This is a genomic window from Sphingomonas sp. HITSZ_GF, assembly GCF_029543155.1.
Lineage (GTDB): Bacteria > Pseudomonadota > Alphaproteobacteria > Sphingomonadales > Sphingomonadaceae > Sphingomonas.
In genome coordinates this window covers 490,327-510,602 of the sequence record NZ_JARQXA010000002.1, presented here as the reverse complement: position 1 = coordinate 510,602, position 20,276 = coordinate 490,327, and the positions used below count along the sequence as shown (strand labels likewise).

Here is a 20,276-nt window from a genome sequence, read left to right as displayed (position 1 = left end):
CGGACGCGTGGATAAGCCCCGGCTTTCACGCGCCAACAGACTCCAACAATCTCTAGATTCATTCTTTATAGTTTTAGGATCCAGGCCCTGACCGACCCGCAAGCCAAGCCGCTGCTCGCCACGCTGAAGGGCGTTCGACAGGAGATTCCCCCCGTCTGGCTGATGCGCCAGGCCGGGCGCTATCTCCCCGAATATCGCGCGCTGCGGGCGGAGAAGGGCGGCTTCCTCGAACTCGCGCTCGATCCCGAAGCCGCGGCGGAGATCACGCTCCAGCCGATCCGCCGCTTCGGCATGGACGGGGCGATCCTGTTCTCCGACATCCTGATGGTGCCGATGGCGCTCGGCCAGAGGCTGTGGTTCGAGACCGGCGAAGGCCCGCGCCTCGCCCCGGTGGTCCAGGCCCGCGACGTGCTGGACCTGCTTGAATCGCGCCCTGAGGCCCTGCAGCCGGTCTATGCGACCGTCCGGCAGGTGCGGGCCACCCTCGACCCGAACGTGACCTTCCTGGGCTTTGCAGGCAGCCCCTGGACCGTCGCCACCTATATGATCGCCGGCCAGGGTAGCCGCGAGCAGGCCGAGGCGCGGCGGCTCGCCTATGCCGATCCCGGGCTGATGCAGGCGCTGGTCGATCGCATCGCCGATTGCACGATCGACTATCTCGCGAACCAGATCGATGCCGGCGTCGAGGCGGTGCAGCTGTTCGACAGCTGGGCCGGCAGCCTGTCGCCGGAGCAGTTCGAGCGCTGGGTGATCGCACCGACCGCGCGGATCGCCGCCGCGATGAAGGACAAGGCGCCGGTGATCGGCTTCCCCAAGGGCGCCGGCGGCAAGCTGCCCGCCTATGCGCGCGAGACCGGGGTGGATGCGCTGGGGCTCGACGAGACCGTCGATCCCGCCTGGGCCAACGCAGTACTGCCCGAGGGGATGCCGGTGCAGGGCAATCTCGATCCGCTTGCGCTGATCGCCGGCGGCGAGACGCTCGATCGCGCGGTCGACCGGATCCTTTCGGCCTTTGCAAGCCGCCCGCATGTGTTCAATCTCGGCCACGGCATCCAGCAGGACACGCCGATCGCGCATGTCGAGCAGCTGCTGGCGCGGATCAGGGGGTAGCTACCATGGCGGCCCGCGAGCGGAGGCGAGCATGACAGGTTTCCTCGGTGGCGCCTATCTGTGGGTCAAGGCGTTCCACATCATCTTCGTCATCTTCTGGATGGCGGGCCTGTTCCTGCTGCCGCGCTATCTCGTCCATCACCAGGAATCGCTGGGCACGCCCGAAGCGACCGCCTGGGAGAAGCGCGAGGCGCTGCTGCGCAAGATGATCCTGATGCCCTCGATCGGAATCGTCTGGCTGCTCGGCCTGGTGCTCGCCGCCAATCTCGGGCTGTTCGAGGGCGGGGCCGGGCTGGGCTGGCTCCATGCCAAGCTGGCAATCGTCTTCCTGCTTTCGGGCTATCAGGGCTGGGCGGTCGGCTATTCGAAGAAGCTGGCGAAAGGCGAGGGCGCGATCCCTGCACGGCGGCTGCGGATGCTCGGCGAGGTACCGGCGCTGGCGGTGATCCTGGTGGTCATCCTGGCGGTAGTGAAGCCCTTCTGAAACGCGGGTAATTTTGTTGCGGCAAACGGGTGGTCGCCCGCAACTTGAAAACTGTCGCAAAAGCGCATCCCAGACCGCCAAGACCGGTTGACTTGGGTGGGGGCCACTCCTAATTCCGCTCTGTGCCCCGGGACACCGGAGCATCCCTCCTCCAGGCATCGTTATTCGCGCGCGACCTTACCGCCGACCGACGCTCTCCCCCGCATCCAAGCAGCCGGACTCCCAATGCATCTCAAGGACCTCAAGAAGAAAGCCCCCGCCGAACTGGTCTCGATGGCCGAGGAGCTCGGCGTCGAGAGCGCTTCCACGCTGCGCAAGCAGGACCTGCTGTTCGGCATCCTCAAGGCCGAGGCGGAGAATGGCGAGCAGATCCTGGGGCTGGGCACGATCGAAGTGCTGCCCGACGGCTTCGGCTTCCTGCGCAGCCCCGAGGCGAATTATCTCGCCGGCCCCGACGATATCTATGTCTCGCCGAACCAGGTCCGCAAGTTCGGCCTGCGCACCGGCGACACGGTGGAAGGCGAGATTCGCGGGCCCAAGGACGGCGAGCGCTATTTCGCGCTGACCAAGCTGATCTCGGTCAATTTCGACGATCCCGATGCGGTGCGCCACCGCGTCAATTTCGACAATCTCACGCCGCTCTATCCCGAGAGCAAGCTGACGCTCGACCAGCTCGACCCGACCCAGAAGGACAAGTCGGCGCGCGTCATCGACATCGTCTCGCCGCAGGGCAAGGGCCAGCGCACGCTGATCGTAGCACCTCCGCGCGTCGGCAAGACGGTGATGCTGCAGAACATCGCCAAGGCGATCACCGACAACCATCCCGAAGTCTTCCTGATCGTGCTGCTCATCGACGAGCGCCCGGAAGAAGTCACCGACATGCAGCGCTCGGTGAAGGGCGAGGTGATCAGCTCGACCTTTGACGAGCCGGCGCAGCGCCACGTGCAAGTCTCTGAAATGGTTATCGAAAAGGCCAAGCGCCTGGTCGAGCACAAGAAGGATGTCGTCATCCTGCTCGACTCGATCACCCGCCTCGGCCGCGCCTACAACACCGTGGTGCCGTCGTCGGGCAAGGTGCTGACCGGCGGTGTCGACGCCAACGCGCTGCAGCGCCCGAAGCGCTTCTTCGGCGCCGCGCGCAACATCGAGGAAGGCGGCTCGCTCTCGATCATCGCCACCGCGCTGATCGACACCGGCAGCCGCATGGACGAAGTCATCTTCGAAGAGTTCAAGGGCACCGGCAACTCGGAAATCGTCCTCGATCGCAAGGTGGCGGACAAGCGCATCTTCCCGGCGCTCGACGTCGGCAAGTCGGGCACCCGCAAGGAAGAGCTGCTGGTCGACAAGGCCAAGCTCACCAAGATGTGGGTGCTCCGTCGCATCCTCATGCAGATGGGCACCGTCGACGCGATGGAGTTCCTGCTCGACAAGATGAAGGACTCGAAGACCAACGAGGACTTCTTCGACTCGATGAACCAGTAGTCCCGCTTCCCCTCCCTGGAAGGGAGGGGATCGAGGGGTGGGTCAGGGCCTGGCATACGGTAGCCGTATTGCCGGGCCTTTCCGTATCGCGAGTAATCCACTCATCCCCAACCCCTTCCTTGCAGGGAGGGGAGCACTTGCATGCCGCCACCACCGCGCTACGGCTAGGCGATGCTCGACATGCTCCTCAGCGCCGCCGCGGCCGGCATCGGTTCCCCGCTCGACATCTGGAACCATATCGTCGCGGATTTCTCGAACATCACCGAGCCTGCGGCGCTTGCCGCCTTCGGTTCTGTGCTGATGATCGACCTGGTGCTGGCGGGCGACAATGCGATCGTCGTCGGGGCGCTCGCGGCGGGGCTGCCGGCGGACCAGCGACGCAAGGTCATCCTGATCGGCATCGGCGCCGCGCTGGTGCTGCGCATCGCCTTCGCACTCGTCGTCAGTTGGCTGATGGGGATCGTCGGGCTGATCTTCGCCGGCGGCCTGCTCCTGCTCTGGGTGAGCTGGAAGTTCTGGCGCGAGATCCGCGAGGGGAACGACCATGAGAACCTGGTCGAATCGGGCCTGAAGCCCGCCAAGAGCTTTGCCGCCGCCGCCTGGGCGGTCGCAGTCGCCGACGTCTCGATGAGCCTCGACAATGTCCTCGGCGTCGCCGGCGCCGCGCGCGAGCATCCGGGCATCCTCGTCGTCGGCCTGCTGCTTTCGGTCGCGCTGATGGGCCTGGCCGCCAATCTCATCGCCCGCCTGATCAACCGCCACCATTGGATCGCCTATATCGGCCTGGCAGTGATCGTCTTCGTCGCCGTGCGCATGATCTACGAGGGCTGGGTCGGCACGCCCGAGACTGCGGGAATCGTCAGCTTCTTCTGATTGGATAGGCAGCTCCCCGGAGTTCTCCAGGGAGCCGCAACTTCAAAATCTTACCCGAGGTTCTTCGCAAAGAACTCGGCCGTTCGCGCATCAGCCAGCTTGGCCGATTCGTCCGAGCGGCGCTTGCCGAAGGTGTCGGCGAAGCCATGGTCCTCGCCGGCATAGTCGAACAAGGTCACCTTGGGGTGATCTTCCAGCCCTTCGTGCATCGCCGCCTGCGCCTCGGGGCTGACGAAGTGATCCGCTTGCGGGATATGGAGCAGCACCGGGCGCGCGATGCCGTGCTTCTCGCCGAGCAGATTGTCGATGCCGACGCCGTAATAGCCGACGCTGGCATCGCTGTCGGTCCGCGTCGCGGTCATGAACGCCAGGCGGCCGCCTAGGCAGAAGCCGACCACGCCGACCTTGCCGCCGTCACCTAGCAGCTTGCGCGCCGCCTTGATCGTCGCCTCAATGTCGCGAACGCCGGCATCCTGGTTGAACTTGCCCATCAGCCCCAGCGCCTGCTCGAACTGCTCGGGCACATCGGCATCGAGCTGGATGCCGGGCTCGAGCCGCCAGAACAGGTCGGGGGCCAGGCTCAGATAGCCCTTGGCTGCCCAGTCGTCGCACTTCTGGCGGATACCCGGGTTCACGCCGAAGATCTCCTGGATCACGATCACCGCGGCCCTGGGCGTGCCCTCGGGCCGGGCGACATAGGCCTGGAAGCTGCCGCTGCCATCGATCGTGTCGACGCTGATCATCTCGCTCATAACAATGTCCTTCCGGATAGGCGGCGCTCATGCTCGAGCAGCCAGGATTTGGTCTTGGGCCCGTCGCCGCCCGAATAATTGCCCAGGCGCGCACCCTCCGCCAGCACCCGGTGGCACGGGACAAGGATGGGGAAGGGGTTGCGTGCGCAAAGCTGGCCGATCGCACGCGCGCTCGATCCCGTTCGTCGCGCGAGTTCGCCATAGCTCAGCGTCTCGCCATAGCCGATGCCGATCATTGCGGCACGCAGCTCTGTTCCACGTGAAGTCGGCATCAACGCGAGCGGCACGTCGAAATCCCGTCGTGCGCCCGCGAACCAGGCTTCGAGCTGGGCGAGTGCGGCGCGGACGGTGACGGCGCTGCCAGGCGCGGGGAGAGCGGCCTCGCCGATCCGCACCGAAAACAGCTGCGTGTCGTCGCCCTCCACCCGGATCGAGCCGATGGGCGTTGCGATCACACCATGGTCGCGCGCATACATGGTTTCGAACTAGCAGCCGCGTCGCGGCCGGCGCAACGGAGATGCCGATGAAGATCAATGTCGAGGTGGAGTGCACGCCGGAAGAAGCGCGCCGTGCCATGGGGCTTCCCGATCTGTCGCCGGTGCACGAGCGCTATGTCTCGATGATGGTCGATGCGATCAACAAGCAGGGCAGCCCCGAGGCGTTCCAGCAGATGCTGCAAAGCTGGTCGCCGATGAGCGAGGCCGGCATGGGGTTCTGGCGCGCGATGTTCGATGCCGGCACCGGGGGCAAGACCGAGAAATAATGGATACGATCTTCGCGGTATCGAGCGGCGCCCCGCCCGCCGCGATCGCGGTGCTGCGCGTGAGTGGGCCGCGGGCGTTCGACGTGGTGCGCGATTTCGCCGGCGACCTGCCCGCGCCGCGCCGTGCCGCGGTGCGCGCGCTGCACGATCCTGCCGATGGCACGCTGCTCGATCGTGCGCTCGTCCTGTGCTTTCCCGGCCCGAACAGCGCGACGGGCGAGGATCTCGCCGAATTCCATCTCCATGGCGGCCGGGCAGTGGTTCGGGCAGTCGAGGCGGCGCTGGCGGCCCGGCCGGGGCTCCGGTCGGCCGAGCCCGGGGAATTCACCCGCCGCGCCCTGCTTCACGGCCGCATCGACCTGAGCGAGGCCGAGGGACTGGGCGACCTGCTGATGGCCGAGACCGAGGCGCAGCGCCGGTCGGCGATCCGATCCACGGAAGGCGCCGTGCGGCGCGAGGTCGAGGGCTGGACCGATCGGCTGCTTGGCCTCGCCGCTCGGGTCGAGGCCGAACTCGATCATAGCGACGAGGACGATGTCGCCGATGCCGGATTGCTGCCCGCTATCCAGGCGGGTGCGGCGGAGCTGGCCGCCGATATCGCAGCGGTGGCCGGGCGTCCGCCGGTCGAGCGGCTGCGCGACGGCATCCGGGTGGTGCTGGCCGGGCCGCCCAATGCCGGCAAGTCCTCGCTGCTCAATGCCATGGTCGGGCGCGACGCCGCGATCGTCTCGCCGATCTCGGGCACCACACGCGACCGGATCGAGGCGCCGGTGGTGCGTGGCGGCATCGCGTGGCTGCTGATCGATACCGCCGGCCTGGCCGAGCTGCCGGGCGACGAGATCGAAGCGATCGGCATTGCCCGTGCCCAAGCCGCCCAAGCCGAGGCGGATATCCTGCTCTGGCTCGGCGATGAGGCACCGCCCGACCACGATCATCTTCTCTGGCTCAATCCCCGGGCTGATCTGCCGGGACGGGAGACCGGCGAGGGACGGTTGTCGCTGTCCTCGCGCACCGGGGCCGGAATGGAAGGGCTGTGGGAGGCAATGGCGCGTCTCGCCGCCGATCTGCTGCCGCCGCCCGACCTACTGGCGCTCAACGCACGGCAGCGGGCGCTTTCGCTGGATGCTGCGGCCGCGCTCGACGCTATTGCCCGCGAGAACGACCTCCTGCTGATCGCCGAGCATCTCCGCTCCGCAATGCGCGCTTTCGACGCGATCACGGGCCGGGCGGGGGTGGAAGCGATGCTCGACGCGCTGTTCGGCCGTTTCTGCATAGGCAAATAGATGTTCCACGTGGAACGCTTTTGACGCGCGGCGCTGCATTCTGTAGCGCGCGGCCAATGGATTTCGATGTCATCGTCATCGGCGGCGGGCATGCCGGTACCGAAGCGGCCGCCGCTTCGGCCCGGCGCGGCGCGCGCACGGCGCTGCTCAGCTTCGACCTGACGAAGCTGGGGGCGATGTCGTGCAACCCGGCGATCGGTGGGCTGGGCAAGGGCCATCTCGTCCGCGAAGTCGATGCGTTCGACGGGCTGATGGGCCGCGCCACCGATGCCGCGGGCATCCATTATCGCATGCTCAACCGGAGCAAGGGTACGGCCGTCCAGGGCCCGCGCGTCCAGGCGGACCGGGTACGCTATGCCGCCGCGATCCAGAAGATGCTGGCAGAGCAGCCCGGTCTTAACCTTATCGCCGGCGAGGCCGAGGCGCTGGAGCTGGCGAACGGCGCGGTTGCCGGGGTGCGGCTGGCAGACGGAACGCTGCTGCGATGCCGCGCAGCGGTGCTCGCCACGGGCACCTTCCTGGGCGGGCGGATCTTCCGCGGCGAGGAACGCGAAACCGGGGGCCGGGTAGGCGAGGGCTCGGCGATTCGCCTGGCCGAGCAGCTGCGCGCGCTGGACCTGCCGATGGCCCGGCTCAAGACCGGCACACCGCCGCGCCTCGACGGCCGGACGATCGACTGGGCGCGGATCGAGGAGCAGCCTTCGGACAGCGATCCCTGGACCATGTCGCCGCTCACCCCGGCGCGCGCGCTGCCCCAGCTGCATTGCGGCGTCACCCGCACCACCCAGGTCACGCATGACGCGATCCGCTCCGGCCTCGATCGCTCGCCCCTGTTCACCGGCGCGATCGACGCGCAGGGGCCGCGCTACTGCCCCTCGATCGAGGACAAGATCCACCGTTTCGGCGATCGCGACGGCCATCAGATCTTCCTCGAGCCCGAGGGGCTCGACACCCATCTGATCTATCCGAACGGCATGTCGACCTCGCTGCCGGTCGATGTGCAGGTGGCGATGGTCAACTCGATCCCCGGGCTCGAGCAGACCAGGATCGTCACGCCGGGCTATGCCGTCGAGTACGACCATATCGACCCGCGCGCGCTCGACGCGACGCTGGGCCTGCCGGCGATCCGCGGCCTGTGGTGCGCCGGGCAGATCAACGGCACCACCGGCTATGAGGAAGCGGCGGGGCAGGGGCTGGTCGCCGGCCTCAACGCCGCTGCCTTCGCCTGCGGCCTTGCGCCGCTGATCCTCGATCGCGCGAGCTCCTATCTTGGCGTCATGGTGGACGATCTCGTCCTGCAGGGCGTCACCGAGCCCTATCGCATGCTCACCGCCCGCGCCGAATTCCGCCTCCGCCTGCGCGCGGACAATGCCGGCACCCGGCTGGGGCCGATCGCCGCCGAGCTGGGCTGCCTTGGACCGGAGCGCCTCACCTGGCTCCAGGCGCGCGAGACGGGCAGGGCTGCGCTCGATACCGCCTTTGCCGTCGAGCGGACCGCGAGCGCGCTGGCGATGCGGGGCGCGTCGGTCGCGCAGGACGGCGCCCGTCGTCCCGCCCGCGAATGGCTGCGCTTTCCGGGCATCGAGCTCGCGCATCTCGACGTGCATCCACAGGCCGATCCCGAGCTGCTTGCCGAATATGTCGAGGATGCCCGCTACGCGCCCTATCTCGAGCGCCAGGAGGCCGAAGTGGCGCAGCTGCGCGCTAATGACGCGGTGAAGCTGCCCGCAAGCATCGACTTCTCTGCGATCGCCGGCCTGTCCAACGAGATGGTCGAGAAGCTCAGCGCCACCCGGCCCGAGACGATCGGCGCCGCTGCGCGCATCCGTGGCATCACCCCGGCGGCGCTCTCCGCCATCCTTCTCCACGCGAAACGGCGCGCCGCATGACCGAAGACGAAGCACGCGACTGGATCCGTGCACATTTCAATGTTTCACGTGAAACGCAGCTACAGAGGTTCGGCGAAATCCTGCGCGCGGAATCGACCCGGCAGAACCTGATCTCCGCTGCCAGCTTCGACGCGCTCTGGACGCGCCACTTCGTCGATTCCGCCCAGCTGATCCCGCTCGCTGCCGAAGCCGGGGAGGGCGCCTGGGTCGATGTCGGCACCGGCGCCGGCATGCCCGGCCTGGTCGTGGCGCTGCTGATCGAGCGTCCGGTGGTGATGGTCGAGCCGCGCATACGCCGCGTCGAGTTCCTGCGTGCCGCCACCGAGGCGCTGGGCATCGCCGGCCATGCCACCGTCGTCCATGGCCGGATCGAAGCCTATCAGCCGAAGGAAAAGGCGGCGATCGTTTCCGCCCGCGCCGTCGCCGCGCTCCCCGATCTGTTCAAATCCACAGCGCACTGCACAGACTCGTCCACAATCTGGTTGCTTCCCAAGGGGCGAAGCGTGCAATCGGAGGTGGAAGCGGCGCGCGCGAAATGGCAGGGTGTGTTCCACGTGGAACCCAGCATCACGTCGCCGGAATCGGGTATCGTGGTCGCGCGAAAGGTACGCCCCAGATGATCTGCATCGCTATCGCCAATCAGAAGGGCGGGGTGGGGAAGACCACCACGGCGATCAACGTCGGCACCGCGCTCGCCGCGACCGGCCAGCGCGTGCTGCTGATCGATCTCGATCCGCAGGGCAATGCCTCGACCGGGCTCGGCATCAGCCGGGCGGAGCGCGAGCATTCCTCCTACGACCTGCTGGTCAGCGACGTGAACCTCGAAGATGTCGCCACGCCGACCAAGGTGCCGGGGCTCGACATCATCCCGGCGACGCAGGACCTGTCGGGCGCCGAGATCGAGCTGATCGAGTTCGACGCGCGCACGCACCGGCTCGACGCCGCGATCGCCCGCCATCATGCCCAGCGCTGGGACGTGATCCTGATCGACTGCCCGCCTTCGCTCGGGCTGCTGACGATCAACGCAATGGTCGCCGCGCATGCGCTGCTCGTGCCGCTCCAGTGCGAGTTCTTCGCGCTCGAGGGGCTCAGCCAGCTGCTCAACACGGTCGAGCGCATCCGCAGCCGCTTCAATCCCGGCCTGTCGATCCTCGGCGTGGTGCTCACCATGTACGATCGCCGCAACCGCCTGACCGACCAGGTCTCGGACGATGTCCGTGCCGTGCTCGGCCGCGTGGTGTTCGACACGGTGATCCCGCGCAACGTCCGCCTTTCCGAAGCGCCGAGCCATGGCCTGCCGGCGCTGATCTATGATCATCGCTGCCCGGGGTCGGAGGCGTACATCGCGCTCGCCCGCGAAGTGATCGATCGCCTGCCCAAGCTCAAGAAAGCCGCATGACCGAAGCAACCCGCAAGCCGCGCCCCGGCCTTGGCCGCGGGCTCTCCGCCCTGCTGGGCGACAATGTTCCAGAAGCACCGGTATCGGGCACGCCCGAGGCCAATTCGGGGGTGCGGCTGCTGCCGGTCAGCTCGCTGGTGCCGCATCCGGACCAGCCGCGCCGCCATTTCGACGAGGACGCGCTCGAAGAGCTCGCCCAGTCGCTCAAGCTGCGCGGGCTGATCCAGCCGATCGTCGTCCGCCCGAGCGGGCATAATTACCAGATCGTCGCCGGCGAGCGGCGCTGGCGCGCAGCGCAGCGTGCCCGTCTCCACGAAGTCCCGGTAATCGTTCGGGATTTCGACGATGCCGAGACGATGGAAATCGCGCTGGTCGAGAATATCCAGCGCCAGGATCTCAACGCGATCGAAGAGGCCGAGGCCTATGCCCGGCTGATCCGCGAGTTCGGGCATAGCCAGGAAGCGCTGGGCAAGCTCGTCCACAAGTCGCGCAGCCATATCGCCAACCTGCTCCGCCTGCTCGATCTGCCCGAAGGCGTGCGCCAGATGGTGGTGGTCGGCGATATCGACATGGGCCATGCCCGCGCGCTGATCGGTGCCCCCGAAGCGGAGAAGCTGGCGAAGGAAGTCGCGAGCAAGGGCCTGTCGGTGCGCGAGACCGAGAAGCTCGCGCGCAACGCCAAGCCCAGCTCGAAGCGCAAGGCCGATCCCAAGATCCGCGACGCCGACATCGCCGCGCTCGAGCATCAGCTCGGCGACGTGCTCGGGCTCAACGTCCGCATCGCGCACGGCGCCAAGGGCGGCACGCTGACGCTCTCCTATTCGACGCTCGACCAGCTCGACATGGTCTGTCAGCGGCTTAGCGGCGAGCGGATCTGATGCGCGCGCGGCTCGAGCAGTTGCGCGAGCGCTTCTACCTCTTCGTCGGACCGCTGGCGATCCTGCTGGCTGTCGGCATCGGAAATCATTCCGCGGCGCTGGCCTGGGTGTCGGGCGTGTTGCTCGCGCTGCTGGCGCTCAACTGGCTGGCCGGGCGCCTGCGCCTCTGATCGTCAGGCTGGCGTTATGCCAGTGCCTCGAGTGCGGCGGCGATCCGCTCTGCGGCGTCCTCGGGCGAGATCGTACCCGAATCGAACGAGATTGCGGGGAAGGGCATGGCCGCCATGCAGCGGTCGAAATCCGGCCGTAGCGCGCGCAGCATGTCGGGCGAGCGCAGCTTGCCGAACGCGGCGCGGTCGCCCAGCGTCAGCCGGCGTTCCTGCTCCTCCGGATCGATCGAGAGCGCGACGAACAGCGTCTCGCCGCCCTGTTCGGCCACCAGCGTGCGCACCCGGGAGGGAAAGTCGGGCGCCATGCTCGGCTCGGGCGCGAAGGTGAAGATCAGCGAGCGGCCCTCGCGCGCGGCTTCCTCGATGATTTCGAGCCAGAAGCGCTCGCGCAGCCGGATGAAGGTGTCGCTGCCAAAGGGAAAGACCGCGGCGACCGCGTCGACGACCAGATGGTTGTGGAACAGTGCCAGCCCCGTCCGCGCCGCCAGCGCGCGGCCGATGGTCAGCTTGCCTGAGGCGACCTGGCCATAGAGGAAAACCAGCCGCAAAAGGCCTCAGCCCTTCGCCCGCGCTGCCTGGCGGGCGATCGTTACCGCCTCCGCTTCGGCGAGGACTTCGCCGGCGCTGCCCGAATGCATCATCGCGCGCTCGGCTTCGCGCACCCGGTCGATCGCGCGGGCGAGCTGGGCGCCGTTCCAGCGGCGCAGCGCGCGGCCGGTCGCGGCTTTTTCTCGGAAGAAAACGCGATGTTTTTCAAGTACTTCATCCATGTCGCCGCCGCGATCCAGGTCGATGCGCATGTCCGCCATGCCCTGCAGTCGCCGGGCGAGCTGGCGCATCAGCGGCACGCCGATGCCTTCGCCGAGCCGGGCCAGCTCCACGCCGATGTCGCCAACCCGGCCGTCGACCACCGCAGTGATCGCATCGCTCAGGTCCGAATCGCCCAGGTCGGCGCCGACCGCGTCGAGCGCGGCACCGTCGGCATCCCTGGGGCGCTCGGGCGCGGCGTCGAGATAGAGCGCCAGCTTCTCGATCTCGCGCGCCAGGATCGCGCGGTCGCCGCCGGTTGCCGCCGCCAGCCGCTGGGGCACGTCGCCGGTCAGGCGCAGGCCATGCTCACGCGCGACATTGGCGGCCAGCCGTGTCGCATCGACGCCCTCGGGCACATAGCAGGCATGGGCATAGGCGTTCTGCGCGGCGATCACCGATTTCACCAGCTTGCCGCTCGCCTTCAGCCCCGGCCCGATCGCGACCACCGGGTTGCCGGCACGCTCGGCAGTGAGCAGCAGCGAAATCGCCTCGGCCGCGCCTTCCTCGGCGCCCAGCAGCCGGATGAAGCGCACGCCGCCGAACAGCGACATCGATGCCGCCTCGTCGGCCAGCCGGCCGGGCTGCTCGCGCAATGCCTTCATGTCGATGTCGACGCGCTCGGCATCGGGGCCGAGCGCCTGGCCCAGCTTGGTGGCAAGATCGGCGGCGCCCGCTTCGTCGGGGCCGTGGAACAGATAGAGCCGCGTCTCGGGCTTCGGCTTCTCGATCGCGGCGCGAATCTGCGTCGCGTTGGCCTTCACTGGCTGCCAGCCGCGGGCGCGGTCTGCGCATAGCGGGCGACGCGCGCGACGATCTGGTCGGCGACGATGCCCGAAAGCCGCTCGAGCGCCGTCTTCTCCGCCGCGATCGTCGCATATTCGCTGCCGACCACGTCGATACCTGCATCGGAGCCGGCGGTGGCATCGAGCACGACATTGCCGTTGGAAAGGTCGATCAGCTGGTAGCGCGCGCGCAGGATGCGCCGCTCGCGCGACACCGAATCGTCGCGCTTCACGCCCAGGCCGGTGATCTGGTCGTCGAGCTGCACTTCCAGCCGGTAGCGGGCGCTGGCGCCATGATCGAGCCGGTCCTTGAGCGCGTTCGAGACCAGCCAGCCGGACTGGCCGGTGATCGGCGCGACTTCGATCGCCGCGAGCGTGGAGCGCACCGCGCCGTCCGGTCCGCCGCCATAGAGCGGGCGCAGGCCGCAGCCCGACAGGGTTAGGCCGATGGCGGCGAGGAGCGCTATCCGCTTCATGCGACGATATTCACCAGACGATCGGGCACGACGATCACCTTCTTCGGTTGCTTGCCTTCGAGCGCCCTAACGATCTTCTCGCTGGCAAGTGCCGCGGCTTCGACGATATCCTTGGCCGCGCCCTTCGGCATTAGCAGCGTATCGCGCAGCTTGCCATTCACCTGGACGGCAATCGTTACCTCGTCGTCGACGAGCAGCGCCGGATCGACCTCGGGCCAGGTCGCGTCGGCGATCAGCCCGGATTCGCCCATCCCGGCCCAGGCTTCCTCGGCGATATGCGGCACCATCGGCGCGACGATGCGGGCGAGGGTACGGATAGCGGACGTTCTGGACGCCGAAGGTTGCGCCTTCTCGATCGCGCCGACCAGCTCGTAGAGCTTGGCGACCGACTTGTTGAACGCCAGCGCCTCCACATCCTCGGCCACGCCGGCGATGGTGCGGTGCAGGCGCTTGTCGAGCTCCTTGTCCTCGCCGGTGCCAACTTCCGCGTCGGAAAGGCTCTCGAACAGCCGCCACAGGCGGTTGACGAAGCGCCAGGCGCCTTCGATGCCGCTCTCGCTCCATTCCAGGTCGCGCTCGGGCGGGCTGTCGGAGAGCATGAACCAGCGCGTCGCGTCGGCGCCGTACTGGTCGACGATCTCGGTCGGGTCGACGGTGTTCTTCTTCGACTTCGACATCTTCTCGATGCGGCCGACAATCACGTCCTCGCCGCTATCGGTCAGGAACGCGGTGCCGTCGCCGCGGCGCGAGATCTGCGAAGGCTCGAAATAGAGCTTCCGCTCCAGCCCGTCATGCTCTTCCATCTGGTAGTAGCTGGCATGCGTCACCATGCCCTGGGTGAACAGGCCGGCGAACGGCTCGGCCACGTCGAGCTTGCCGATATGGCGCAGCGCCCGGGTGAAGAAGCGCGCATAGAGCAGGTGCAGGATCGCATGCTCGACGCCGCCGATATACTGGCCCACCGGCAGCCACTGCTCGGCCACCGCCTTGTCGAACGGCTTGTCCTTGGGCTGGCTGGCGAAGCGGATGAAATACCAGGAGGAATCGACGAAGGTGTCGAGCGTGTCGGTCTCGCGGCGCGCAGGCGCACCGCAGTTCGGGCAATCGACATGCTTCCAGGTCGGATGGCGGTCGAGCGGGTTGCCGGGCACGTCGAAGCTGACGTCCTCGGGCAGCACCACGGGCAGCTGGTCGCGCGGCACCGGCTGGGCGCCGCAGCTTTCGCAATGGATGATCGGGATCGGCGTGCCCCAATAGCGCTGGCGGCTCACGCCCCAGTCGCGCAGGCGCCACACCGTCTGGCCCTTGCCCCAGCCGCCTTCCTCGGCACGGCTGATCACCGCGCGCTTGGCGTCGGCCACGTCCATCCCGTCGAGGAAGTGCGAGTTCACCAGCGTGCCGGGGCCGGTATAGGCTTCGGCGTCGCGGAATTCGGGATCGGTCTTGTCGCCTTCGGAGACGACGCGCCGGATCGGAAGCGCATATTTGCTGGCGAACTCGAAGTCGCGCTGGTCGTGCGCGGGCACGCCGAACACCGCGCCGGTGCCATAGTCCATCAGCACGAAATTGGCGATATAGACCGGAACTTGCCAAGCGGAATCAAAGGGATGCGTGGCGGTGAGGCCGGTGTCGAAGCCCAGCTTCTCCTGCGTCTCCAGCTCGGCCGCGGTGGTGCCGCCCTGCTTGCACAGTTCGATGAACGCGCCAACTTCGGCGTTCGAGGCGGCCAGTTTCTGCGCGATCGGATGATCGGCTGCGACGGCGATGAAGCTCGCGCCGAAGATCGTGTCCGGCCGGGTCGTGTAAACTTCGAGAGCTTCGCCGTCTGAAAGCGTCCAGTTGAACTGCAGGCCCTCGGACTTGCCGATCCAGTTCTCCTGCATCAGCTTGACCTTGTCGGGCCAATGCTCGAGCCCGCGCACGCCTTCGAGCAGGTCCTCGGCGAACTGGGTGATCTTGAGGAACCACTGGCTCAGCTTGCGCCGCTCGACCAGCGCGCCCGAGCGCCAGCCGCGCCCGTCGATCACCTGCTCGTTGGCGAGCACGGTCATGTCGACCGGGTCCCAGTTGACCGCCGATTCCTTGCGATAGACCAGCCCGTTCTCGAAGAAATCGAGGAAGATCGCCTGCTCATGGCCGTAATAGGCGGGGTCGCAGGTGGCGAGCTCGCGGGTCCAGTCGAGCGCGAAGCCCAGGCGCTTCAGCTGCGCCTTCATCGTGTCGATATTCTGCCAGGTCCAGGCGCCGGGATGGACCTTTTTCTCCATCGCGGCATTCTCGGCCGGCATGCCGAATGCGTCCCAGCCCATCGGGTGGAGCACTTCCATGCCCTTCATCCGCCGGAAGCGTGCGAGCACGTCGCCCATCGTATAGTTGCGGACATGGCCCATATGGATGCGCCCCGAAGGATAGGGGAACATCTCGAGGACGAAGCTCTTGGGCTTGGGCGAATCGTCACGCGCGGCGAAAGTGCGGTTCTCTTCCCACACCTTCTGCCACGCGGCGTCCGCCTTCAACGGGTTGAAGCGAGACAAGTCAGTTCCTGAGTTGGCGCGGCGCTGGACCGCGGCTTGGCATCAGTCGGTGGCGACCGCGGCGCGGCGCAGGTCGCGGGCGCGGGTGAGGATGATGTCCTCGAGCTTCTGCACCGTCGCGGCCTGGACGGGTGCCGCGACCCAGGCGCCGTTGCGGTTGACTTCGCGCAGCGCGGCGACGCGCAGCGCATCGGCGCGCAGATCCTGGTCGAGGATCGTCACGGTCACCTTCATCCGCTCGCTCTGGACGTTCGGGTTCACATACCAGTCGGTGACGATCACGCCGCCGTTCGAATCGGTCTGCAGCAGCGGCATGAAGCTCAGCGTGTCGAGGCTGGCGCGCCACAGATAGGAGTTCACGCCGATCGTGGTCACCTTCGAGGCGGCAAGATCGGCCTCGGGGCGCTTATGGCCGCCGCACGCGGAAATCGAGAGAGCGAGCGACCCCAGGATCGCGGTGCGCAACAGGCGGTTCATCGTCACATTCCTACCAGGCGATAAAAGTCGGGAGCATCTATAGTGGCGCATGTGGCGGGAGCAAGGCGGAAGCCGAGTGCCGATTCGCGCGTTGGGACAGGGTTGGTTAAAGCGTTCGCAAGCGGAATCTGTGGGTCTTGAGCAACACCGCAACGAAATTTGTGCCACTGGTGGAACCACGCTTCTGAATCATGGTAGGCGCCCCTATCTAGGAATCATGCTGATGCGAGTCGGAAAGGTCAGGACGGGAATTGCACTGGGGGCGCTTGGCGTCGCCGGGCTCCTGCTTGCGCCTTCGATTCAGGCCCAGACCAGCAAGAATGAGCGCGTGGCTCCGGCCAAGCGCGCCTTTGTGCCGGCCCGCGGCGAGATCGGCACCTTCACGCCGGCCGCGGCCGATCCCAAGCTCGCCGCCGTGCTCGCCCGTTCGGGCCTGCCCGAGGGCAGCTTCCGCTTCACCCCCGCCGAATCGCGCGGCAATGGCCGCGGCGTCACCGTTGCGGTCCGCGCCAGCTCGAGCCGTGCGCTTCGCAGCCGCGACGTGACTCGCGAAGTCGCTTCGGCGGCGCCGGTCGGCCTCGCGCCGATCTCGTACAATCTCGGTGCCTCGGTCGGCTGGAAGCGTCTCGCCGTCTCGGGTGACGTGACCCGTGTCGAGCTGGTCGACCAGCCGGGCAGCCGCGAGCGCGCCGATATCGGCGTCAGCTACACCGGCAAGCGCCTCAGCGGCCGCGTCAGCGCCGCCGCCGATCGTCCGCTGGCCAACACGCCGGTGCTGATCGGCGACAAGCCGAGCTATTCGATCGACGTCGGCGGCAGCTATTCGCTGACCCGCAACCTCGATGTGACCGCCGGCGTGCGCTATCGCAGCGAGGAAGATCGCCTGCCCAAGTTCAACGAGAGCCGCCGCGAGAGCCAGGCGGTCTATGTGGGCACTGCCTTCCGCTTCTGACGTTCAGCGCGTCCAGGCATCTATCGCTGCCCATCCGTGAATTCCGAAGGGCCGGAGCCATTTCGCTCGGCGTGCATCCATCCCGCCCAGTGCGATCACCGGCACGCCAAGCCCGCGGATCAGCAGCCCGAACCGCACGGGCCCCAGCGCCGGCGCGCCGGGATGCGAGCGGGTAGGGAAGGCGGGCGAGACGAACAGCGCGTCGGCGCCCGCGCGGATCGCAGCGACGGCCTCGCGCCGATCATGCGCCGGGGCCGTGCGAAGACCGTATCCCCGCCCGCCATGCACGCCGGATTCGCCGCGCATCGGCACGCGTCCGGCGCGGACCACCACCAATCCTCGCCGCCGTGCCACCTTCAGCACCCGGGCGAACAGCGCCTGCCGCTCGGCCCTGGCCAGGCCATAGTGGCGGAACACCACGCCGCTGCCGCGCGGTAGGCGCCCGAGCGCGACCCACAGGGCATCCCCCATGCGTTCGTCGGTCATCAGCCAAAGGCGCGGCAGGGGGTGGCGGCGGGGCATCGCGCTCCCTATAGCGCGCTCCATGCCGTTAGACGAAGCCAGCCAGCGCCTTGCCGATGTGCGCACCCGAATCGCGCGTTCGGCGAAGATCGCCGGCCGCAAGCCCGACAGCGTCACGCTGATCGCGATTTCCAAGACGCATGACGCCGACGCGGTCCAGCCGCTGATCGATGCGGGCCAGCGCGTGTTCGGCGAGAATCGCGTGCAGGAGGCCGAAGCGAAATGGCCGAAGTTGCGCGAGACGACTCCCGGCATCGCACTCCACCTGGTCGGCCAGCTCCAGTCGAACAAGGCCGAGGATGCCGTCGCGCTGTTCGACGCGATCCATTCGGTCGACCGGCCTTCGCTGGTGACGGCGCTGGCAAAGGCGATGGACAAGGCCGGCAAGCGCCCCGCCTGCTTCCTCCAGGTCAATATCGGCGACGAGGACCAGAAGGGCGGCTGCGCGGTTGCCGAGGTGCCGGCACTGCTCAAGGCGGCGCAGGCGGCGGCGCTTCCCGTCCAGGGGCTGATGTGCGTGCCCCCCTTCGATCTCGAACCTGCGCCCTATTTCGCGCTGCTCGCCAAGATCGCCCGCGATCACGGCCTGGACGGCTTGTCGATGGGCATGTCGGGCGATTTCGAGACCGCGGTGACGATCGGGGCGACCCATGTCCGCGTCGGCACCGCGCTGTTCGGAGGGCGCGGATGAAGTATGACGCCATCCTGTTCGATTTCGACGGCGTGCTGCTCGAAAGCGAGGCAGCCGGCAATCGCCAGATCGCCGCCTATCTCACCAGCATCGGCCACCCGACCTCGCCTGAGGATTCGATGGCGAACTTCATGGGGCTCGCCGGTGCCGATTTCCTCGGCGCGGTCGAGCGCTGGATCGGCCGCGCGATCCCGGAGGATTTCCACACCGCGCGTGCCGAGGAGGATGCACGCGTGCTCGAGCAGGGCCTGCCCGCCGTGGCCGGCGCGCTCCGCTTCGTCGAGGGCCTACCCGCGTCGCTGCCCCGCGCGATCGCCTCGTCGAGCTCGACCGAGTGGATCAGCACGCATCTCGCGCATCTCGGCATCCGCGACGCCTTCGGCGACCATATCTACAGCGGTCGCGAGCATGTGACGCGCGGCAAGCCGGCCCCGGATCTTTATCTGTACGCTGCCGCGCAACTCGGCGTGCCGATCGAACGCTGCGTGATCCTTGAGGATTCGCCGGTGGGCGTAACCGGGGCAGTGGCTTCGGGCGCTGATGTGATCGGCCTGTGCGCTGGTTCGCACTGCGCCCCCGACCATTCCGAGCGGCTCCGTGCGCTTGGGGTGACGCTGATCGCCCATGATTTCGACGAAGTCGCCCGGCTGGTCGCCTGAATCGCGCCGAAGGCGCAGCCTTTTCTCTCTGCGTTCTCCGCGCCTCTGCGCGAGATATTTGGTTCGCGCAGAGGCGCAGAGGACGCAGAGGTTTTAGGGCGCTACCCGCTTAGAACCTCCGCGCTTCTCTTGCGAGGATATACTCGCGCAGCGCCATGGCGTCACTCAGCGCATGGTGCGGGCGCTTGCTCAGCGCGGCGCTATCGAAGCCAAAGGCATCGCACAGCTCGAAGCGGATGCGGTCGATCGGATAGCGATGCCCAGGCGCAGCGATCAGCAATTGCGCGGCATGGGCGATATCCTCGGGCCAGTCGGCGATCAGCAGCGGATCGGGATCATCGCCAAGATAGTCCGAAAAGGCCCGCCCCATCGCCTCGCGGCTGATCGGCGCGACATCGAGCGCCGGCAGGATATGCTCGGCCACCCAGGGCGTCGGATCGGGGCAGGGGAGCGCCGCGTAAAAGGGCACCCCGCCATCCTCGGGCGCCAGCGCCAGCGAAATCAGCGGCCCGCCGAACCCGTTGAACTCGGTGTCGAGGAAATAGCGCATCAGGATTTCCGATCCAGTTCGGCCAGTGCCGCGTCGAGCAGCCAGCGATCTTCCTCCGCGACGCGCGGCATCGCCGTTTCGAGCAATGCCCTGGTCTCGTCGGACAGGAGCAGTTCGGCGAGCATGCGGCGGGCGTCGATATCGACATCCTCCCAGAAAGCGCCGCGCACCTCGCCGTGCCGATAGAGCTGCTTGCCTTCCCATTGCAGCACCAGCGCGATCTGGAGCGCGGCATATGGCGAGGGCTCGGCGCGCCAGGATTCGAACAGCGGCGCAATCGGCTCGCCCAGGATGACGAGCGCGGCGAGCCAGAAGCTCGCATCGTTGCGTTCGTCGGAATGATGCGTCCGCGTAAAGACGAACGCAGTGTAGAGGAAGCCGATCACCGCCCGCCGACGCTCGGCCGGCCAGTCGCGCCACCCCGCCATGACGAGCTTGTTGGCCATGATTACCGGTTCGGCACCCGGCCAGTGAGGGTGATCGATCGAAAGCTCGAATATCCGCGGGAGGAAATGGCAATAGTCGCGCGTATTGCCCACCGTGGTCATCGCCCAGCCGGCATAGGGCCCGATGTTCTCCTCGCCGAGCTGGCGCAGCGGCGCCGCGGTGAGCGTGCGCAGGATCGCCTTGGCGTCCCGCAGTGGCGAAGCGACCAGCGTTCGCGGCGCCGGAAACTCGGCGAAAGCGCGGTAGCAGGCCTCGATCGCGTCGCGCAGGGCGGTCTCGGCTGCGGTCATGCC

24 protein-coding genes are annotated in these 20,276 nt (G+C 67.5%); 14 read left to right on the top strand and 10 right to left on the bottom strand.

What is annotated here, in order from left to right:
* Positions 1-87: 87 nt before the first annotated feature.
* The 4 genes from hemE (at position 88) to P6144_RS08240 (ending at position 3,949) form a co-directional block, all read left to right on the top strand.
* Positions 88-1,110, top strand: a complete 1,023-nt coding sequence (gene hemE / locus P6144_RS08255) for a uroporphyrinogen decarboxylase (protein WP_277767422.1) — start codon at positions 88-90, stop codon at positions 1,108-1,110.
* 31 nt (positions 1,111-1,141) lie between these two features.
* Entirely contained in the window at positions 1,142-1,594 is a 453-nt protein-coding gene (locus P6144_RS08250; RefSeq protein ID WP_277767257.1) for a CopD family protein, read from the top strand.
* Between the two features lie 225 nt (positions 1,595-1,819).
* Positions 1,820-3,076, top strand: a complete 1,257-nt coding sequence (gene rho / locus P6144_RS08245) for a transcription termination factor Rho (RefSeq protein ID WP_277767256.1) — start codon at positions 1,820-1,822, stop codon at positions 3,074-3,076.
* Positions 3,077-3,247: 171 nt separating this feature from the next.
* Complete coding sequence (locus tag P6144_RS08240) at positions 3,248-3,949, top strand: TerC family protein (RefSeq protein ID WP_277767255.1); 702 nt, start codon at positions 3,248-3,250, stop codon at positions 3,947-3,949.
* Between the two features lie 50 nt (positions 3,950-3,999).
* Here the strand turns inward: P6144_RS08240 and P6144_RS08235 are convergent, their stop codons facing one another.
* Together P6144_RS08235 and P6144_RS08230 are read right to left on the bottom strand one after the other, a co-directional pair.
* Positions 4,000-4,701 carry a dienelactone hydrolase family protein gene (locus P6144_RS08235; RefSeq protein ID WP_277767254.1) on the bottom strand — a complete coding sequence of 234 codons (702 nt, stop codon included), beginning with the start codon at positions 4,699-4,701 and terminating at the stop codon, positions 4,000-4,002.
* Positions 4,698-5,177 (bottom strand): methylated-DNA--[protein]-cysteine S-methyltransferase, encoded by a 480-nt coding sequence (locus P6144_RS08230; RefSeq protein ID WP_277767253.1) that lies wholly within the window; start codon positions 5,175-5,177, stop codon positions 4,698-4,700. Before P6144_RS08230 ends, P6144_RS08235 begins: the two co-directional genes overlap by 4 nt.
* Positions 5,178-5,224: 47 nt before the next feature.
* Between P6144_RS08230 and P6144_RS08225 the strand changes: the two genes are divergently transcribed.
* From P6144_RS08225 to P6144_RS08195, 7 genes are read left to right on the top strand one after another with little or no spacing between them, the layout of a single operon-like run.
* Positions 5,225-5,464 (top strand): DUF6489 family protein, encoded by a 240-nt coding sequence (locus P6144_RS08225; RefSeq protein WP_277767252.1) that lies wholly within the window; start codon positions 5,225-5,227, stop codon positions 5,462-5,464.
* Positions 5,464-6,747: a tRNA uridine-5-carboxymethylaminomethyl(34) synthesis GTPase MnmE gene (gene mnmE / locus P6144_RS08220; protein ID WP_277767251.1), complete on the top strand. Its 1,284-nt coding sequence runs from the start codon at positions 5,464-5,466 to the stop codon at positions 6,745-6,747. Before P6144_RS08225 ends, mnmE begins: the two co-directional genes overlap by 1 nt.
* 56 nt (positions 6,748-6,803) lie before the next feature.
* Entirely contained in the window at positions 6,804-8,636 is a 1,833-nt protein-coding gene (mnmG, locus tag P6144_RS08215; protein ID WP_277767250.1) for a tRNA uridine-5-carboxymethylaminomethyl(34) synthesis enzyme MnmG, read from the top strand.
* Positions 8,633-9,256, top strand: a complete 624-nt coding sequence (rsmG, locus tag P6144_RS08210) for a 16S rRNA (guanine(527)-N(7))-methyltransferase RsmG (protein ID WP_277767249.1) — start codon at positions 8,633-8,635, stop codon at positions 9,254-9,256. The genes mnmG and rsmG overlap by 4 nt, the downstream gene beginning before the upstream one ends.
* The gene (locus P6144_RS08205) at positions 9,253-10,035 is read left to right on the top strand and encodes a ParA family protein (protein ID WP_277767248.1); all 783 of its coding nucleotides are present in this window, start codon (positions 9,253-9,255) and stop codon (positions 10,033-10,035) included. The genes rsmG and P6144_RS08205 overlap by 4 nt, the downstream gene beginning before the upstream one ends.
* Positions 10,032-10,913 (top strand): ParB/RepB/Spo0J family partition protein, encoded by an 882-nt coding sequence (locus tag P6144_RS08200; protein ID WP_277767247.1) that lies wholly within the window; start codon positions 10,032-10,034, stop codon positions 10,911-10,913. The genes P6144_RS08205 and P6144_RS08200 overlap by 4 nt, the downstream gene beginning before the upstream one ends.
* A complete protein-coding gene (locus P6144_RS08195) occupies positions 10,913-11,083 on the top strand; it encodes a hypothetical protein (RefSeq protein WP_277767246.1) in 171 nt (56 codons plus the stop codon). The genes P6144_RS08200 and P6144_RS08195 overlap by 1 nt, the downstream gene beginning before the upstream one ends.
* Positions 11,084-11,097: 14 nt before the next feature.
* Here P6144_RS08195 and P6144_RS08190 read toward each other — a convergent pair whose 3' ends face one another.
* The 5 genes from P6144_RS08190 to P6144_RS08170 are packed head-to-tail and all read right to left on the bottom strand — an operon-like array spanning position 11,098 to position 16,162.
* Complete coding sequence (locus P6144_RS08190) at positions 11,098-11,631, bottom strand: shikimate kinase (RefSeq protein ID WP_277767245.1); 534 nt, start codon at positions 11,629-11,631, stop codon at positions 11,098-11,100.
* A gap of 6 nt (positions 11,632-11,637) precedes the next feature.
* Positions 11,638-12,654, bottom strand: coding sequence for a DNA polymerase III subunit delta (gene holA / locus P6144_RS08185; RefSeq protein ID WP_277767244.1), 1,017 nt, complete (start codon positions 12,652-12,654; stop codon positions 11,638-11,640).
* The gene (gene lptE, locus P6144_RS08180; protein WP_277767243.1) at positions 12,651-13,151 is read right to left on the bottom strand and encodes an LPS assembly lipoprotein LptE; all 501 of its coding nucleotides are present in this window, start codon (positions 13,149-13,151) and stop codon (positions 12,651-12,653) included. Before lptE ends, holA begins: the two co-directional genes overlap by 4 nt.
* Complete coding sequence (gene leuS / locus P6144_RS08175) at positions 13,148-15,685, bottom strand: leucine--tRNA ligase (RefSeq protein WP_277767242.1); 2,538 nt, start codon at positions 15,683-15,685, stop codon at positions 13,148-13,150. The genes lptE and leuS overlap by 4 nt, the downstream gene beginning before the upstream one ends.
* Before the next feature lie 42 nt (positions 15,686-15,727).
* Entirely contained in the window at positions 15,728-16,162 is a 435-nt protein-coding gene (locus P6144_RS08170) for a DUF3576 domain-containing protein (protein ID WP_277767241.1), read from the bottom strand.
* A gap of 223 nt (positions 16,163-16,385) precedes the next feature.
* Between P6144_RS08170 and P6144_RS08165 the strand changes: the two genes are divergently transcribed.
* A complete protein-coding gene (locus tag P6144_RS08165) occupies positions 16,386-17,114 on the top strand; it encodes a hypothetical protein (protein ID WP_277767240.1) in 729 nt (242 codons plus the stop codon).
* Between the two features lie 3 nt (positions 17,115-17,117).
* Here P6144_RS08165 and P6144_RS08160 read toward each other — a convergent pair whose 3' ends face one another.
* Positions 17,118-17,600 carry a thiamine phosphate synthase gene (locus tag P6144_RS08160; RefSeq protein WP_277767239.1) on the bottom strand — a complete coding sequence of 161 codons (483 nt, stop codon included), beginning with the start codon at positions 17,598-17,600 and terminating at the stop codon, positions 17,118-17,120.
* Positions 17,601-17,658: 58 nt separating this feature from the next.
* Between P6144_RS08160 and P6144_RS08155 the strand changes: the two genes are divergently transcribed.
* Positions 17,659-18,327 (top strand): YggS family pyridoxal phosphate-dependent enzyme, encoded by a 669-nt coding sequence (locus tag P6144_RS08155; protein WP_277767238.1) that lies wholly within the window; start codon positions 17,659-17,661, stop codon positions 18,325-18,327.
* Positions 18,324-18,986 carry an HAD family phosphatase gene (locus tag P6144_RS08150; RefSeq protein ID WP_277767237.1) on the top strand — a complete coding sequence of 221 codons (663 nt, stop codon included), beginning with the start codon at positions 18,324-18,326 and terminating at the stop codon, positions 18,984-18,986. Before P6144_RS08155 ends, P6144_RS08150 begins: the two co-directional genes overlap by 4 nt.
* A 109-nt stretch (positions 18,987-19,095) precedes the next feature.
* Here P6144_RS08150 and P6144_RS08145 read toward each other — a convergent pair whose 3' ends face one another.
* Both P6144_RS08145 and P6144_RS08140 read right to left on the bottom strand, forming a co-directional pair.
* Positions 19,096-19,536, bottom strand: a complete 441-nt coding sequence (locus P6144_RS08145; RefSeq protein WP_277767236.1) for a hypothetical protein — start codon at positions 19,534-19,536, stop codon at positions 19,096-19,098.
* The gene (locus P6144_RS08140; RefSeq protein WP_277767235.1) at positions 19,536-20,273 is read right to left on the bottom strand and encodes a hypothetical protein; all 738 of its coding nucleotides are present in this window, start codon (positions 20,271-20,273) and stop codon (positions 19,536-19,538) included. The genes P6144_RS08145 and P6144_RS08140 overlap by 1 nt, the downstream gene beginning before the upstream one ends.
* Between the last annotated feature and the right edge of the window lie 3 nt (positions 20,274-20,276).

Excerpts from the sequence above, each read along its gene's own strand:
- P6144_RS08240 (WP_277767255.1), top strand. The coding sequence starts at position 3,248 with ATGCTCGACATGCTCCTCAGCGCCGCCGCGGCCGGCATCGGTTCCCCG.
- P6144_RS08145 (WP_277767236.1), bottom strand. The coding sequence starts at position 19,536 with ATGCGCTATTTCCTCGACACCGAGTTCAACGGGTTCGGCGGGCCGCTG.
- P6144_RS08250 (WP_277767257.1), top strand. The coding sequence starts at position 1,142 with ATGACAGGTTTCCTCGGTGGCGCCTATCTGTGGGTCAAGGCGTTCCAC.
- P6144_RS08195 (WP_277767246.1), top strand. The coding sequence starts at position 10,913 with ATGCGCGCGCGGCTCGAGCAGTTGCGCGAGCGCTTCTACCTCTTCGTC.
- mnmE (WP_277767251.1), top strand. The coding sequence starts at position 5,464 with ATGGATACGATCTTCGCGGTATCGAGCGGCGCCCCGCCCGCCGCGATC.
- P6144_RS08205 (WP_277767248.1), top strand. The coding sequence starts at position 9,253 with ATGATCTGCATCGCTATCGCCAATCAGAAGGGCGGGGTGGGGAAGACC.
- P6144_RS08150 (WP_277767237.1), top strand. The coding sequence starts at position 18,324 with ATGAAGTATGACGCCATCCTGTTCGATTTCGACGGCGTGCTGCTCGAA.
- P6144_RS08155 (WP_277767238.1), top strand. The coding sequence starts at position 17,659 with ATGCCGTTAGACGAAGCCAGCCAGCGCCTTGCCGATGTGCGCACCCGA.
- lptE (WP_277767243.1), bottom strand. The coding sequence starts at position 13,151 with ATGAAGCGGATAGCGCTCCTCGCCGCCATCGGCCTAACCCTGTCGGGC.
- P6144_RS08165 (WP_277767240.1), top strand. The coding sequence starts at position 16,386 with ATGCGAGTCGGAAAGGTCAGGACGGGAATTGCACTGGGGGCGCTTGGC.
- rsmG (WP_277767249.1), top strand. The coding sequence starts at position 8,633 with ATGACCGAAGACGAAGCACGCGACTGGATCCGTGCACATTTCAATGTT.
- P6144_RS08200 (WP_277767247.1), top strand. The coding sequence starts at position 10,032 with ATGACCGAAGCAACCCGCAAGCCGCGCCCCGGCCTTGGCCGCGGGCTC.
- P6144_RS08170 (WP_277767241.1), bottom strand. The coding sequence starts at position 16,162 with ATGAACCGCCTGTTGCGCACCGCGATCCTGGGGTCGCTCGCTCTCTCG.
- P6144_RS08140 (WP_277767235.1), bottom strand. The coding sequence starts at position 20,273 with ATGACCGCAGCCGAGACCGCCCTGCGCGACGCGATCGAGGCCTGCTAC.
- rho (WP_277767256.1), top strand. The coding sequence starts at position 1,820 with ATGCATCTCAAGGACCTCAAGAAGAAAGCCCCCGCCGAACTGGTCTCG.
- P6144_RS08235 (WP_277767254.1), bottom strand. The coding sequence starts at position 4,701 with ATGAGCGAGATGATCAGCGTCGACACGATCGATGGCAGCGGCAGCTTC.
- mnmG (WP_277767250.1), top strand. The coding sequence starts at position 6,804 with ATGGATTTCGATGTCATCGTCATCGGCGGCGGGCATGCCGGTACCGAA.
- P6144_RS08225 (WP_277767252.1), top strand. The coding sequence starts at position 5,225 with ATGAAGATCAATGTCGAGGTGGAGTGCACGCCGGAAGAAGCGCGCCGT.
- P6144_RS08230 (WP_277767253.1), bottom strand. The coding sequence starts at position 5,177 with ATGTATGCGCGCGACCATGGTGTGATCGCAACGCCCATCGGCTCGATC.
- P6144_RS08160 (WP_277767239.1), bottom strand. The coding sequence starts at position 17,600 with ATGACCGACGAACGCATGGGGGATGCCCTGTGGGTCGCGCTCGGGCGC.